Below are 13,792 nucleotides of genomic sequence, written 5' to 3'. Positions count from 1 at the left end.
TTGTCGTCGGCCGGCCACTCCCCCGCCGCGACGGCGTCCGCCTCGGCACGGATGGCGATCATCGCGTCGCAGAATCGGTCCAGCTCGGACTTCGACTCGGACTCGGTGGGTTCGATCATCAGCGTGCCGGCCACCGGGAAGCTCATCGTCGGGGCGTGGAAGCCGTAGTCGATCAACCGCTTCGCGACGTCGTCGACGGTCACCCCGGTCGCCTTGGTGAGCGGACGCAGGTCGGCGATGCACTCGTGCGCGACCAAGCCGTCCGTTCCGGTGTAGAGGATCGGGTAGTGGCCACCGATCCGCTTCGCGATGTAGTTGGCAGCCAGCACCGCGGCCTGCCCGGATTCGCGCAGGCCGTCCGCGCCCAGCATCGCGATGAACGCATAGCTGATCGGCAGGACGCCGGCCGAGCCGAACGGTGCCGCGCTGACCGGACCGTAGGAGGTCGCCGGACCGGCCTCTGCCAGCAGTGGATGCGACGGCAGATACGGCGCCAGATGTTCCCGGACGCCGACCGGCCCCACCCCGGGACCGCCGCCGCCATGCGGAATCGCGAACGTCTTGTGCAGGTTGAGATGACTCACGTCGGAGCCGAATTTGCCGGGCTTGGCCAGGCCGAGCAGAGCGTTGAGGTTGGCACCGTCGACGTAGACCTGACCACCGGCGTCATGCACCAGCGCACACAACTCTCCGATGGTGTCCTCGTAGACGCCGTGGGTCGAGGGATAGGTGACCATGATCGCGGCCAGCGTGTCGGCATTGCTCTCGATCTTGGCGCGTAGGTCGGTCATGTCGACCGAACCGTCGTCGGCGGTCTTGACCACCACCACCTTCATGCCGGCCATCACCGCGGACGCCGCATTGGTGCCGTGTGCGGACGCCGGGATCAGGCACACGGTGCGCTGTTCGTCGCCGTTGGCCAGATGGTAGGAGCGGATCGCCATCAGCCCGGCGAACTCCCCCTGGCTACCGGCGTTGGGCTGCACCGAGACCCGGTCGTAGCCGGTGATCTCGGCCAGCGCGTCGCACAGCCGGTCGATCATCGTCAGATACCCCTGGGCGTCGGACGCCGGCGCGAACGGGTGCAGGTTGGCGAACCCCGGCAGGCTGATCGCCTCCATGGAGGTGGTCGGGTTCAGCTTCATCGTGCAGGAGCCGAGCGGGATCATCCCGCGGTCGAGAGCGAAGTCGCGGTCGGAGAGGGAGCGCAGGTAGCGCAGCATCTCGGTCTCGCTGTGCCGGCTGTTGAACACCGGATGGCTCAGGTAGTCGACGGCCCGGTCGTGTCCGGCCAGGTCGCCGAGCCGGTCCTCCCCTGGCGCAGTGGCACCGAACGCGTCGGCGACCGCCGCGAGGTCGGCCTCGGTGGCGTCCTCGCCGATGCTGATGCCCACCCGGTCGGCATCGACCAACCGCAGGTGGACGCCGCCCTCGGCCGCTGCGGCGACGATCTGCTCGGCCTTGCCGGGCACCCGCACGGTGAGCGTGTCGAAGAACGACGCGGTGCTCAGCTCGCCGACCTCCGACAACGTCGCGGCGAGCCGTCGCGCCTTGTCATGGACGCCTTCGGCGATCGCTCGCAGGCCGTGCGGCCCGTGGTACACCGCGTACATGGACGCCGCGACGGCCAGCAGCACCTGCGCGGTGCAGATGTTGGACGTGGCCCGGTCGCGCCGGATGTGCTGCTCGCGGGTCTGCAGGGCGAGCCGCAGCGCCGGGGTGCCGTCGGCGTCCTTGGACAGGCCGACGAGGCGCCCGGGGAGTTGCCGCTCCAAGCCCTCCCGGACGGCCATGTACGCCGCATGCGGGCCGCCGTAGAACAACGGAACACCGAACCGCTGGGTGCTGCCGACCGCGATATCGGCACCCCATTCGGCGGGTGAGGTGAGCAGGGTGAGGGCCAGCAGGTCGGCGGCGGCGATCACCGAGGCGTTGTTGTCGTGGGCGGTGGCGGCGATCGCGCGCAGTTCGTCCGCGCTGCGCACGCCGCCGTCCGCACCGGGCACCTGGACGACGATCGCGAACGCCTCGTGTGTCTGCAACGCCTCCACCAGGTCGCCGTCGACCACTACGACATCGATGCCGGTGGCCAGCGCCCGGGTGCGGACGACGGCCAGCGTCTGCGGCAGCACCTGGGCGTCGACCAGGAACACCGAACCTTTGCGGGTGATCCGCCGGGCCAGCGCCATCGCCTCGGCGACCGCGGTGCCCTCGTCCAGCAGGCTGGCACCGGCGGTGGGCAGCCCGGTCAGGTCGGTGATCATGGTCTGGAAGTTGAGCAGGGCCTCCAGCCGTCCCTGGCTGATCTCGGGCTGGTACGGCGTGTACGCGGTGTACCAAGACGGGTTCTCGAGCACGTTGCGGCGGATCACCGGCGGTGTGATGGTGCCGTGGTAGCCGAGCCCGATCATCGCCCGGCGCGGACGGTTGGCGGCGGCGAACCCGGCGAGCTCGGCGGCCGCGGCAGCTTCGTCCAGGGCGGCAGGAAGGCGCAACGGCGCGTCCAGCGCGATCCCGGACGGCACGGCCGCCGCGGTCAACTCGTCCAATGACCCGTAGCCGACGACCTCCAGCAGTTTCGCCCTCTCCTCCCCGACAGCCCCGATGTGACGAGTGGTGAAGGCAACCATCTGCGCTCTCCTGTTGTCCGCTCCGGCGTCCGACGACGCCCCGGATCACAAACTATCCCAACCCGTCATCCCGCCGCCCACCAACGTCCTCCCGACCGCCCGGGGACGGTTCTCGCGGTCACCGGGGACGGTTCTCCTGGTCACCTGGAAGGACAAATCCCCCAGAAATCCTCGCGTTCAGCCGTTGGGGTAGCGCTCCTTGATCAGGTCATTCCGCAGCACGGCGATCTGGGCGTACATGTCGTGGATCAGGTAGATGTCACGGTCGCGCGTCCAGGCCTGCGCCGACTGCGGATCATAGGTGTTGGGCATCGCGAAGCCGCGGGGTGCGAACGCCGAGACGCCGCGAGCCCTGGTGGTCTGCACGCATCGCTTGATGTGGTCCTCGAACCCGATCACGCCTGCCCGGCCCACGCCGCCCGGTCGGTTGGCTCGCAGTTCCACGACCTGGGCGACGACACCGTCCGTGCTGAGGTACGTGATGGTGCCGTCCTCGGCGAAGATCGGCTCGATGGAGACGACGTCGTCCATGCCGTGCTTGGCCTTGAGGTGCCGGGCGATCTCCCACTGGGCATAGACGGGCAACCGGCGTCGGGAGCGCTTCCGCACCTTCACCACGGTGTCCGCAAGATCTTCGTTCATCGGTCCCGGTTCGGGGAGAACCCGACTGGGGTCGCCGCCATTGGCCGGGGGTCGATTGCCGAATCCGAAGGCCAACAGGAAATCGAAGGTGGCCACCGATGCCACCGGAGGATGCCAGTTGAATCCGATGTCGAAGATCCGCGGCACGGTGACCCGCGCCGTCCGGAGGTCGCGCAGTTCGTCGGCGAGATAGCGCCGCATCGCCCGTTGCAGTGTGGCGGCGTCCGCGCCGGGGTGCGGTCCGGACAGCGGCTCGGCATGGGCGGCGGCCGCCGGAATGAGGGCGGCTGCCGATCCGAGTGCGGCGGTGGTGATCAGATGCCTGCGATCCATTGGGGTGCTCCTGTCATTGTCGAAGCGGGGGGCTTCGGTGCCCCCTGGGACGAGATGACGCTAGCAGCGCAGGTTGGCCGGAGCAGGAATTGCTGCAGATACAACAAGTGTTCGCCGCCCACCGATCAGACGACCCGGCGGTGAACAACCCGAGCGCCGTGCACGCCAACCGTCAGATGCTCGCCTCGCCTACCGATGTGGGACGTGCCGGTCATTCACGTCATCTCGGGCTCCGAGCCGGGATCTCAGACGGAGAGAGATCCCGGATCAAGTCCGGGATGACGAGGGAGCGGCTTTGATCAGCGCATCCTCAGGCGAGCGGAGGAGTGGCGGTCAGCCGGCGGCGCGGGCGCGGCGGCGCCGGGACAACTCGTCGGCGGGAGCCGGAGCGGCTTCCTCGTCCTGGGCACGTTCGCTGGGCAGTGTCGACAGACTGCCCTCGATGTCGCGCCAGACACCACCCAGCGCGATGCCGAACATGCCCTGGCCACCGCGCAGCAGGTCGATCACCTCGTCGTCGGAGGTGCATTCGTACACCGAGACGCCGTCGCTCATCAGCGTCACCTCGGTGAGGTCCTGGACGCCGCGGGCGCGCAGATGGTCGACCGCGGTACGGATCTGCTGCAGCGAGATACCGGCGTCGATCAACCGCTTGATCACCTTGAGCAGCAGGATGTCGCGGAAGCCGTACAACCGCTGCGTGCCGGAGCCGCTGGCGTCGCGCACCTGGGGCACCACCAGGCCGGTGCGGGCCCAGTAGTCGAGCTGGCGGTAGGTGATCTCGGCCGCCCGGCAGGCCACCGGGCCGCGGAAGCCGACGTCTTCGGGCAGCGGTGCGAAGTCGCCGTCGAAGAGCAGGTCCTGTGCGTCCACCGGGTGCTCCGCCGCCTCATCCAGACCGTTCACTTCATCCGCCTTCACTCGTGTGGGTGCCACCCCGACCGCGACGCCGGGTTCCTTCGTCTTCCATGACGCTAAAACCGAGGCCGCGCAACGGTCAACGACACGCCGCGAACAATGCGGCCAGGCTACCAACCCTCCACCTGAACCTCAGGGTTGCCAGCGGCACCGTGACCTACTCGAAATCGTCCGGGTTCACCGAGTCGAGGAACTGCCGGAACTGTTCGACCTGGTCCTCGCCCGGCTGTTCCTCCGGGGCCGGTTCGGGAACGACGCCGACCGCGTTCAGCACCCCTTCGGCGACCTTGATCGGCACCCCGGCGCGCAGCGCCACCGCGATCGCGTCCGAAGGCCGGGCGTTCACCGGACGCCCGTCGACGATCAGCTCGGCGTAGAAGACGCCTTCCTGGTGCCCGACGATGTGCGCGACCGACACCTCACCGCCGAGGCTGTGGACCAGAGCCAGGATCAGTTCGTGACTGGACGGGTGGTCGGCGTCGGGAGCCTGCAGCGCACCCAGAATCCCGGACGCCCCGGCCGCGGTCATCCAGATGGCGAGTTGGCGCGGGCCGTCCACCTCTTTCAGGATCAGCACCGGGGAACCTTCCTCGGAATCGAGCCGGACTTCGACAACGGTCAACTCGCGCATGGTTCCACCTACTGGGGCATCGTGGATCGCATGATCGCCGCGTGCGCGTGCATCACCAGTTGCATGACCTCCTTGGCCAACTGGTGGGGCGACTGGCTGCGGCGCAGATGTGGGGTGATCGCCTGCTCGATCAGCCCCACCTCGCGTTCGGCCGCCTGCTTGACGACACGCAGGTGCCGCGCGTCCATGCCGTAGGCGGCCAGCTTCCGGGCGGCCACCGCGACGGTGAGCGCGTCGCGTCCGTAGTAGACGGTGCCGCGGCGAGGGTTGACCAGCGCGTGCCGCTCCAGTTCGGACAGGTTCGCCTCGGACAGGCCGCTGAGTTCAAGTAGCTCGCGCCTGGTGATCCGGATCGGACGCTTCGAACTACGTGGCTGCTGCGGGCCGCCGCCGGACGTCACGGACGGCACCTCGGCGGCGGCCGCCGCACCGGTCAGCGGCTCGAGCCGCGGCGGCTCCTCACCGCGGTCCATCGCCTCCAGATGCTCACGGATCACCTTCAGCGGCAGGTAGTGCGACTTCTGCACCGCGAGGATGTAGCGCAGCCGGGTGATGTCGGATTCCGCGTAACGCCGGTAGCCGGACGGGGCCCGTTCGGGTGAGATCAGGCCCTCGCTCTCCAGGAAGCGGATCTTGGAGATGGAGATGTCCGGGAAGTCCTCTTTGAGTACCGCGAGGACCTGACCGATGCTGCGCAATCCGTAAGCCATACGCGATCAGCCTGGGTGGGTGAAGAAGAGCATCCGGAATTTGCCGATCTGGACCTCGTCGCCGCGGCGCAGGGCCGTCGGAGTGTCGATCAACGCCTTGTTCACGTAGGTGCCGTTGAGGCTGTTCTCGTCCTCGACCCAGACATGGCCGTCGCGACGGACCAGCCGGGCGTGGTTGCGGGACACCGTGATGTCGTCGAGGAAGATGTCGCACCGCGGGTGCCGTCCCGCAGTCGTGACGTCCGAGTTGATCAGGAAGCGCGCCCCGGCCGCGGGGCCCTGACGCACGATCAGCAGCGCCGAGTCGGCCGGCAGCATCGAGATCGCCCGGAGGTCTTCGGCACTGAGGTCTTCGGCGAGCTGTTCCTCGGTCAGGTTGACGTCCACCGCGGGACTCACCCGGGTGGTGTCGCCGCTCTGCACCGAGTTCGTCAGCGAGGTGCCACAGTTGGCACAGAAATTGCTGGTGTCAGCGTTTTCGTGTCCACAAGCGGGGCACTTGATCATCGGCCGGGCCTTCCTGCGCGAACGCTGCGGTGGCTAGGTGAAAGGTGTACAACGTCAGGCTAAGCCAGAGGTTGACGGTTCGCTACTCCTCGGCCAATTCCGCGTAGCCGTCGGCGTCCAGTGCGTCGTCGAGTTCGGACGGGTCGCTGACCTCGATCTCGAACATCCAGCCGTCGCCGTAGGGGTCGGAGTTGATCACCTCAGGCGTCGTGTTCAGCAGTTCGTTCACCGAGGTGATCACCCCGGAGGCCGGCGAGAACACGTCCGAAACGCTCTTGGTGGACTCGACCTCGACACAGGCGTCGTCCTTGGCGACCTCTTCACCGACCTGCGGCAGGGACACGTAGACCACATCGCCCAGTGCATCGGCGGCGAACGAGGTGATACCCACCCGAACGGTGGAGCCGTTGCCGGTGCGCACCCATTCGTGCTTGTCGGTGTACTTCAGATCCTCGGGATACACAGCTGACTCCTTGGCCGTGGCGGACGTGGCGGATGCACGGCATCCAGCGCACACACTACCCAGTTCCGGACGGGCCGCGCCCAGGCTTGGATGCGAAGACGGGCAGGTTCAGGCGGGCTTCGCGAACCGGTTGCTCGGCGGGGCGACGACGGCGTTGATCGTCAGCTTGCCGTCGGCGACGATGTTCACCGTCCCACCGATGCGGGAACTCTCCACCTCGCTGACCAGTCCCCCGCTGAACTGCGTGGCCTCGGTGAGCGCATGCGGGTCGCCGAGCACGTCGATGGTGATCGGCCGGGTGATCTGTTCGCCGCCCACCACCAGTGACCCGTTGGGTCCGGGCCCGAACCAGGTGGAGGCCACCACCCGGATGGTGCCGTTGATCGCGATCACTTCGGCACCGGCGTCCCGCATCTCCTCGATCGTGTTGAGCAGCAGTTCGGAAGTCACCTTGTGCTGCGGATCGTTGATCGTGATCCGGACGCCCGGCCCCTGGGCCGGCGCGGTGCCGCCCAGGATGGCCAGCACGTCGAGTCGGCGCTGGGCCTCCTCCTTCGCCACCTGCTCGGAGTCGACGCCGCTCTGCAGCTGGCGTTGGGTGGCTTCGAGTTCGGCGATCTCGGATTCGAGCTGCCGGCTCTGCGCGGTCAGGTCGTCCAGCAGCTGCACCAGGTCGGCGCGCCGCAGGGTGGAATAGTCGGTCTCGGAGGTCTGCGTCCGCACCTGCATGGCGACGGCCAGCCCGCAGACCAGCAGAATCGCGGCGAACACCACCTGCGCTCGGCCGGGCTTGACGAAATCTCGGACGAGTTCGCGCCAGCTGATCGGCTCGGGCGCCCGCGCGACGTCCGAGCCCGACGGCGTGGCGTCCCTGGCCGGTGACTCGTCCGACGCCGCAGCCGGTGCCGAAGGAACCCGGGCGGGGTCGGCGTCCGAGTCGAGTGGCTCGACGGGAGGGAGATCGTCGGGACGCGGATCGTCGGGGGTCAGAGGCTCAGGCATGGAACAGCGCCCGCCTGATCGCCGCGGCATTGGTGAAGATGCGAATACCGAGCACGACCACCACCGCCGTGGACAGCTGCGCCCCCACGCCGATCTGATCGCCCACCCAGACGATGAGTGCGGCGATCAGCACATTGGAGGTGAACGACACCACGAACACCTTGTCGTCGAAGATCCGTTCCAGGTAGGCACGGAAACCGCCGAAGAGCGCGTCGAGCGCGGCCACGATGGCGATCGGCAGGTAGGGCTGCAGGCCGGTCGGCAGCGTCGGTTCCAGGTAGATCCCGAGAGCGATGCCGATGATCAATCCGACGATGGCGAACACGGCGTCACCCCCTCACGGCTTCCGCCGGGCATTGCGGACTCCCAGGCCGGGGTCGGCGTTCAGCCGCAGATTACCCGCCGAGGTGAGCTCGTATCGAATGCCGTAGTTCTGTTTGAGGTAGGCCCACCAGGCCCCGCCGGGGGTGCCCGGAAAGTCCTGCAGCAGCGCGTTCGGGTCGCCGATCGCCTCGATTCGGTAGGGCCGGGTGAGTGAGCGGTAGTCGACGGTGATCGCGTCACCCGCACCCCGGATCGCGGTGCGCGACGACAGCCTGTGCCCGTTCACGGCGATCGCTTCGGCACCGGAACGCCACAGCCCGTTGACCGCCTGCCGGATGTCGATGTCGACCACCTTGCTGCCCCGCCGCTCGGCGTCGTCGGCGTCGTCGGCGGTCAGCACGACGCCCGGACCGGTCACCGCCTGCATGCCGGTGGCCGGACCGAGCAGGTCGAGTTGGCGTTGCACCTCGGCGGCCGCCGGGTCCTTGGCCAGCGCACCCTCGGACAGTGAACGGTTCTGCTGCTGCAGTTCGGCAGCCCGCGCCCGCAGGGCATCGGTGGCGGCGGCGGTGTCTTCGATTCGCTGCACCAACTGGTCGCGCTCCACCTGTTCGGCGGGCGCCGCTCGCAACTGATCCGCAACGGAGGTGCCGATCATCAACCCGATCACCATTGCCACCAAGCCGACCAGCCACCAGCGTGTGCGGTGCTTGCCGGACGCCGCATAGCCGGGGTCGAGAGAGTCCCGGTAGAGGCTGGTGAGCAAGTCCATGCTGGCGTCCACCCGACGCCGACGCACAGCGGTACGTTCCGGGCTCATCCCGCCCCGGTGACCGCGGCCGTGGTCGACGGACGGTCACCCTTGCCGACCGGTGGGAAACGACGCAGCACGTCGAGGGTCTGCCCGAGATACATCAGGCCGGCGCACCAGTAGAGCGCCGTCCCCCACAGCGCCAGCGCCCAGCCGATCACCCGGAACGCCATCGCCCACGGCTCGGCACCGGCACCCAGCAGCACCATCGGGAAGGCGTAGAGCAGACAGAAGGTGGCCGTCTTGCCCAGAAAGTGGACGGGCAGGCTGATGAAGCCACGGCGGCGCAGCAGCGGCAGGACGACCGCCGCCATCAACACGTCACGCGACACCAGCACGACGACCATCCACCACGGAATGATCTCGCGGATGGCGAGGCCGACCAGGGTGGCCAGGATGTAGAGCCGATCAGCCAGCGGATCGAGCACCTGGCCGAGCTTGGACCGCTGGTTCCATTTGCGGGCGATGTAGCCGTCGACCCAGTCGGTGGCGCCCAGGAAGGCTAGTGCGACCACGGCCAGCAGGTCGTACTGTCGGGCCAGCAACAGCCACAGGAACAGGGGCACGCCGAGCAGCCGAACGAAGCTCAGCACATTCGGCAGGGTGAGGATCCGCTCGGTGTCGTACGGTTCGCCGGATGACACGTCCCCCAGACTAGTGGGGGCCACTGACAAGACTTCCCGCCCGCCGTCCTTCACTGCTTAGCCCATGGTCATCCCGGGCTAGCCCAGGAACTCGTCGGCCCATCGTCATCCCGGGCTTGCCCCGGGATCTCGGCGAAGGTGCACTCGGCGAAGGCGCAGACTACCTGGGAAGAGACCCCGGCGTCCGCCGGGATGACCCGAGTGGCCGTTGGCCGACAAGCTCAACCGGCGGTGGTCGCCCAGGCGTCCGCGAGCAGCGTGCGTGTGTCTGCGAGCAACTGGGGTACCGCTTTGGTTTGGGCGACGATCGGCAGGAAATTGGCGTCGCCGGCCCAGCGCGGCACCACGTGCTGATGCAGATGCGCGGCAATCCCGGCGCCGGCCACCTCGCCCTGGTTGATGCCGAGGTTGAAGCCGGCCGGGCCACTGACCGCGCGGATCACGGTCATCGCCCGACGGGTCAGGGCCGCGATCTCGGCCACCTCTTCCGGCGTGGCGTCGGTGTAGTCCGACACATGCCGGTACGGGCAGACCAGCAGGTGGCCCGGCGAGTACGGGTACAGGTTCAACACCACATAGGCGACCACGCCGCGGTGCACCACCAGGCCCTCGTCGTCGGGACGTCCCGGGGCACGGCAGAACGGACACTGCTTCTCGGTGCTGTCGGACGGCTTGTTCTCGCCGCCGATGTAGACCATCCGGTGCGGCGTCCAGAGCCGCTGGAAGGCGTCCGGCACCCCGGGACGCTCGTCGGGAGATTCCACGACGAGATCGTCCCCGGGCCCGGACGTCATCACTGTCAGCTTTCCGCGGTCGGGTCGGCGTTGGCGCGGCCGGCGACGTAGTCGACGACGGTCTGCACCGCTTCGTCGATCGGCACACCGTTGCGCTGCGAGCCGTCCCGGAAGCGGAACGACACCGCCCCGGCGTCGCGGTCGGCCTCGCCGGCGATCAGCACGAACGGCGCCTTCGACTTGGACGCGTTGCGGATCTTCTTGCCGAAACGGTCGTCGGAGGCGTCCAGTTCGACCCTGATACCGCGAGCCGCCAGCTGATCGAGCACGCCGGACAGGTAGTCGTTGAACTCCTCGGCGACCGGCAGACCGATCACCTGGACGGGCGCCAGCCAGGCCGGGAACGCGCCGGCGTAGTGCTCCAGCAGCACGCCGAAGAACCGCTCGATCGAGCCGAACAGGGCGCGGTGGATCATCACCGGACGCTGCCGGCTGCCGTCCGGCGCGGTGTATTCCAACTCGAACAGCTCGGGCTCGAAGAAGTCCAGCTGAATGGTCGACAGCTGCCAGGTCCGGCCGATGGCGTCCTTGGCCTGCACCGAGATCTTCGGACCGTAGAACGCCGCGCCGCCCGGGTCGGGCACCAGGTCCAGACCGGACGCCTCGGCCACCTCCGCCAGGACGCGGGTGGCGTCCTCCCAGGTCTGCTCGTCGCCGACCGACTTCTCCGGATTGCGCGTGGACAGCTCCAGGTAGAAGTCGTCCAACCCGTAGTCACGCAGCAGATCGAGGACGAAGGTCAGCAGCCGGGCCAACTCGTCCTTCATCTGGTCGCGGGTGCAGTAGATGTGCGCGTCGTCCTGGGTGAAGCCACGCGCCCTGGTCAGGCCGTGGACGACACCCGACTTCTCATACCGGTACACGTGCCCGAACTCGAACAGCCGCAGCGGCAACTCCCGGTACGACCGGCCCCGGCTCTGGAAGACCAGGTTGTGCATCGGGCAGTTCATCGGCTTCAGGTAGTAGTCGGCGCCCTGCCGGGTGACGTGGCCGTGCTCGTCGCGCTCCTCGTCGACCCGCATCGGGGGGTACATGCCGTCGGCGTACCACTCCAGGTGCTTGGAGGTTTCGAACAGGTGCCCCTTGGTGATGTGCGGGGTGTTCACGAAGGAGTAGCCCGCCTCGACGTGCCGGCGGCGGGAGTAGTCCTCCATCTCCATCCGGATCATCGCGCCCTTGGGGTGGAACACCGGCAGGCCCGAACCGATCTCATCGGGGAAGCTGAACAGGTCGAGTTCGGCACCCAGCTTGCGGTGGTCGCGCTTGGCGGCCTCCTCGAGCCGGAATTTGTACGCCTTCAGGTCGTCGCGGGTCGGCCACGAGGTGCCGTAGACCCGCTGCAGCTGCGCGTTGCGCTGGTCGCCGCGCCAATAGGCAGCGGACGTCCGCATCAACGAGTAGGCGTTCAGGTAGCCGGTGTGCGGCACGTGCGGGCCGCGACACAGGTCCTTCCAGGCCACCGATCCGTCGCGCCGGACATTGTCGTAGATGGTCAGCTCGCCGCCACCCACCTCGACCGAGGCACCTTCGGTGTCGCCGGTGTTGCCCTTGATGCCGATCAGCTCAAGCTTGTACGGCTCGTCGGCCAGTTCGGAACGGGCCTCGTCCTCACTGACCACGCGGCGGACGAACTTCTGCCGCTCACGGACGATCTGGCTCATCTGCTTCTCGATGGCGGCGACGTCCTCGGGCGTGAACGGACGCTCGGTGTCGAAGTCGTAGTAGTAGCCGTCGGTGATGAACGGTCCGATGCCCAGCTTGGTGGCCGGGTAGAGCGCCTGGACGGCCTGCGCCGTCACGTGTCCGGTGGAGTGCCGCAGGATGTTGAGGCCGTCCGGGGAGTCGATGGCGACGCCCTCGACCTCGTCGCCGTCAGCCAATTCACGGGCGAGATCACGAAGTTCGCCGTTCACCCGCATCGCCACGATGGTCCGGTCGGTGCCGAACAGATCCAGGCCGGTGGTCGTGGTCTCCACCGTCCGCACCTCGCGAGAGTCGTTGCGGATCACGGAAACGGAGACAGACACGGTCACAGGTCCTTTCAGGATGGAACTGCGGCAGAACACCGCAGCGCTGACCCATTCTGCCGCATCAAGACGGACGGCGATGACCCGGTCATCGCGGCGTCACGCGAACCAGAAGGCCCAGAACATACTGAAGTCGGATTCCGCTCCCCCGATCCGGAACCCGACTTCAGCCACAGCCTGAAGGAGAGACGTCGCGCCAATCGCGTCCACTCCTGTTCACTGGACCACTCATCGTCAGCCGGGTTCTCCCCATGCCGGACGAGTAGCCTCCCCCACCTCGCACTCTAGAAACCCGCTCACCACGACTGCCAGCTGAAACTGTCCCCCCTGCGGGTGACTTGGGTCGACATCCGCGTATGATCTGAATTGAGCGTTCGCTCAATATTGGATCGGAGGCCGCCATGACCATGGCACCACCCCCATCCGGCCCTCCGGGTCGCTACATCAACTATCCGGCCGCGTGGCCCCCGGCCCCGCGGCGGCGGCAAACCACGCTCGCCATGGCACGCGGAACCCTCGCTGGCATGGCGACCGCCGCTACGACGGTCATTGCCGTCCTGCCGTCGGCGATCTGGCCGTCGCAGGACTCCCCAGAATGGATCTTCCTGCTCTTCTGGTACGCGCTCGCGGCCGCCGTCGTGGGTGCCCTCCCTGGCGCCCTCGTGGGCGGCCTGCTGTCGGCCCTGGCCCGCGCCGGTGCGCCATCACCCGCGATCCGCTTGATCGGCGGCATTGCCGCCGCAGCTGTGGCGGCAACGGTATCGACCCCGCTCTACCTGACCAGCTGGCCCGGCACCGTCATCGCGGCCCTGTGCGGGGCGTTTGCCGCGCCCGCGGTGACCTGGGGGCCTTACCGTCCTACGCTCGACTGATGGCGGCGTCCGACACCAGGGAACGACTGCTGGCCGCAACCATCGACTTGCTGGGCGGTCCCGGACTCACCGCAGTCTCGGCCCGGTCGGTGGCGAACGCCGCCGGCGTGAACCAGGCGCTGGTCTTCTACCACTTCTCCACGGTGGCGGCACTGGTCCGCGAGGCGACCCGGGTGAGCACGCAGCGCGGCGTCGATCACTATCGCCCTGCGCTGGACGCCGCGACATCACTCACCGAGCTGCTCGAGGTCGGACGCCGTCTGCACGCCGAGGAGTCCGCCGGCGGCTCCGTCCGGGTGATGGCGCAACTGCTGGCGGCCGGACAGACCGATCCGGAGCACGCGCAGACCGCCCGCGACTGCCTGGGGTTGTGGTTCGCCGAGGTCACCCGCGCCGTCGACCGACTGCTGGACGACTCCCCTCTCCGCGAATTGGTCGACGTCACCGATCTGGCGCGCACGATCGGTGCGGCCTTCATCGGACT

The 13,792-nt window shown here is 68.1% G+C and carries 15 protein-coding genes; 2 read left to right on the top strand and 13 right to left on the bottom strand.

Annotated features, from left to right (window positions below):
- From gcvP to thrS, 13 genes are all read right to left on the bottom strand, one after another.
- On the bottom strand, nucleotides 1-2,630 hold a 2,630-nt coding region (gcvP, locus tag Q0066_RS07040; RefSeq protein ID WP_298131487.1), incomplete at its 3' end, for an aminomethyl-transferring glycine dehydrogenase.
- A 177-nt stretch (nucleotides 2,631-2,807) separates the two neighbouring features.
- Entirely contained in the window at nucleotides 2,808-3,605 is a 798-nt protein-coding gene (locus tag Q0066_RS07035) for a hypothetical protein (RefSeq protein ID WP_298131485.1), read from the bottom strand.
- 333 nt (nucleotides 3,606-3,938) lie between these two features.
- Nucleotides 3,939-4,511: a MerR family transcriptional regulator gene (locus Q0066_RS07030; RefSeq protein WP_298131483.1), complete on the bottom strand. Its 573-nt coding sequence runs from the start codon at nucleotides 4,509-4,511 to the stop codon at nucleotides 3,939-3,941.
- 169 nt (nucleotides 4,512-4,680) lie between these two features.
- The gene (locus tag Q0066_RS07025; RefSeq protein WP_298131481.1) at nucleotides 4,681-5,154 is read right to left on the bottom strand and encodes a bifunctional nuclease family protein; all 474 of its coding nucleotides are present in this window, start codon (nucleotides 5,152-5,154) and stop codon (nucleotides 4,681-4,683) included.
- 8 nt (nucleotides 5,155-5,162) lie between these two features.
- Entirely contained in the window at nucleotides 5,163-5,864 is a 702-nt protein-coding gene (locus Q0066_RS07020; protein ID WP_298131479.1) for a MerR family transcriptional regulator, read from the bottom strand.
- Nucleotides 5,865-5,870: 6 nt separating this feature from the next.
- Nucleotides 5,871-6,371, bottom strand: a complete 501-nt coding sequence (locus Q0066_RS07015; protein ID WP_298131476.1) for an FHA domain-containing protein — start codon at nucleotides 6,369-6,371, stop codon at nucleotides 5,871-5,873.
- An 82-nt stretch (nucleotides 6,372-6,453) separates the two neighbouring features.
- Nucleotides 6,454-6,834, bottom strand: coding sequence for a glycine cleavage system protein GcvH (gene gcvH / locus Q0066_RS07010; protein WP_298131474.1), 381 nt, complete (start codon nucleotides 6,832-6,834; stop codon nucleotides 6,454-6,456).
- Between the two features lie 108 nt (nucleotides 6,835-6,942).
- Nucleotides 6,943-7,836: a DUF881 domain-containing protein gene (locus Q0066_RS07005; protein ID WP_298131473.1), complete on the bottom strand. Its 894-nt coding sequence runs from the start codon at nucleotides 7,834-7,836 to the stop codon at nucleotides 6,943-6,945.
- Nucleotides 7,829-8,161, bottom strand: a complete 333-nt coding sequence (locus Q0066_RS07000) for a small basic family protein (RefSeq protein WP_298131470.1) — start codon at nucleotides 8,159-8,161, stop codon at nucleotides 7,829-7,831. The genes Q0066_RS07005 and Q0066_RS07000 overlap by 8 nt, the downstream gene beginning before the upstream one ends.
- Nucleotides 8,162-8,173: 12 nt before the next feature.
- Complete coding sequence (locus Q0066_RS06995; RefSeq protein ID WP_298131467.1) at nucleotides 8,174-8,932, bottom strand: DUF881 domain-containing protein; 759 nt, start codon at nucleotides 8,930-8,932, stop codon at nucleotides 8,174-8,176.
- Between the two features lie 44 nt (nucleotides 8,933-8,976).
- Nucleotides 8,977-9,624 carry a CDP-alcohol phosphatidyltransferase family protein gene (locus Q0066_RS06990; RefSeq protein ID WP_298131490.1) on the bottom strand — a complete coding sequence of 216 codons (648 nt, stop codon included), beginning with the start codon at nucleotides 9,622-9,624 and terminating at the stop codon, nucleotides 8,977-8,979.
- Nucleotides 9,625-9,836: 212 nt separating this feature from the next.
- Complete coding sequence (locus Q0066_RS06985; RefSeq protein WP_298131465.1) at nucleotides 9,837-10,409, bottom strand: HIT domain-containing protein; 573 nt, start codon at nucleotides 10,407-10,409, stop codon at nucleotides 9,837-9,839.
- Between the two features lie 5 nt (nucleotides 10,410-10,414).
- Nucleotides 10,415-12,436 carry a threonine--tRNA ligase gene (gene thrS, locus Q0066_RS06980; RefSeq protein ID WP_298131462.1) on the bottom strand — a complete coding sequence of 674 codons (2,022 nt, stop codon included), beginning with the start codon at nucleotides 12,434-12,436 and terminating at the stop codon, nucleotides 10,415-10,417.
- A 524-nt stretch (nucleotides 12,437-12,960) separates the two neighbouring features.
- Between thrS and Q0066_RS06975 the strand changes: the two genes are divergently transcribed.
- Both Q0066_RS06975 and Q0066_RS06970 read left to right on the top strand, forming a co-directional pair.
- Complete coding sequence (locus Q0066_RS06975) at nucleotides 12,961-13,308, top strand: hypothetical protein (RefSeq protein WP_298131461.1); 348 nt, start codon at nucleotides 12,961-12,963, stop codon at nucleotides 13,306-13,308.
- On the top strand, nucleotides 13,308-13,792 hold a 485-nt coding region (locus tag Q0066_RS06970), incomplete at its 3' end, for a TetR/AcrR family transcriptional regulator (protein ID WP_298131460.1). The genes Q0066_RS06975 and Q0066_RS06970, both read left to right, overlap by 1 nt.

This window comes from Micropruina sp., from assembly GCF_027492755.1.
In the GTDB taxonomy this organism is placed as follows: Bacteria; Actinomycetota; Actinomycetes; order Propionibacteriales; family Propionibacteriaceae; genus Micropruina.
This window is presented reverse-complemented; position numbering and strand designations above follow the sequence as displayed.

Coding starts and splice junctions, on each gene's coding strand:
- Q0066_RS07035 (WP_298131485.1), bottom strand. CDS start 3,605: ATGGATCGCAGGCATCTGATCACCACCGCCGCACTCGGATCGGCAGCC.
- Q0066_RS07025 (WP_298131481.1), bottom strand. CDS start 5,154: ATGCGCGAGTTGACCGTTGTCGAAGTCCGGCTCGATTCCGAGGAAGGT.
- Q0066_RS07020 (WP_298131479.1), bottom strand. CDS start 5,864: ATGGCTTACGGATTGCGCAGCATCGGTCAGGTCCTCGCGGTACTCAAA.
- Q0066_RS07015 (WP_298131476.1), bottom strand. CDS start 6,371: ATGATCAAGTGCCCCGCTTGTGGACACGAAAACGCTGACACCAGCAAT.
- Q0066_RS07005 (WP_298131473.1), bottom strand. CDS start 7,836: ATGCCTGAGCCTCTGACCCCCGACGATCCGCGTCCCGACGATCTCCCT.
- Q0066_RS06995 (WP_298131467.1), bottom strand. CDS start 8,932: ATGGACTTGCTCACCAGCCTCTACCGGGACTCTCTCGACCCCGGCTAT.
- Q0066_RS06985 (WP_298131465.1), bottom strand. CDS start 10,409: ATGACGTCCGGGCCCGGGGACGATCTCGTCGTGGAATCTCCCGACGAG.
- Q0066_RS06975 (WP_298131461.1), top strand. CDS start 12,961: ATGGCGACCGCCGCTACGACGGTCATTGCCGTCCTGCCGTCGGCGATC.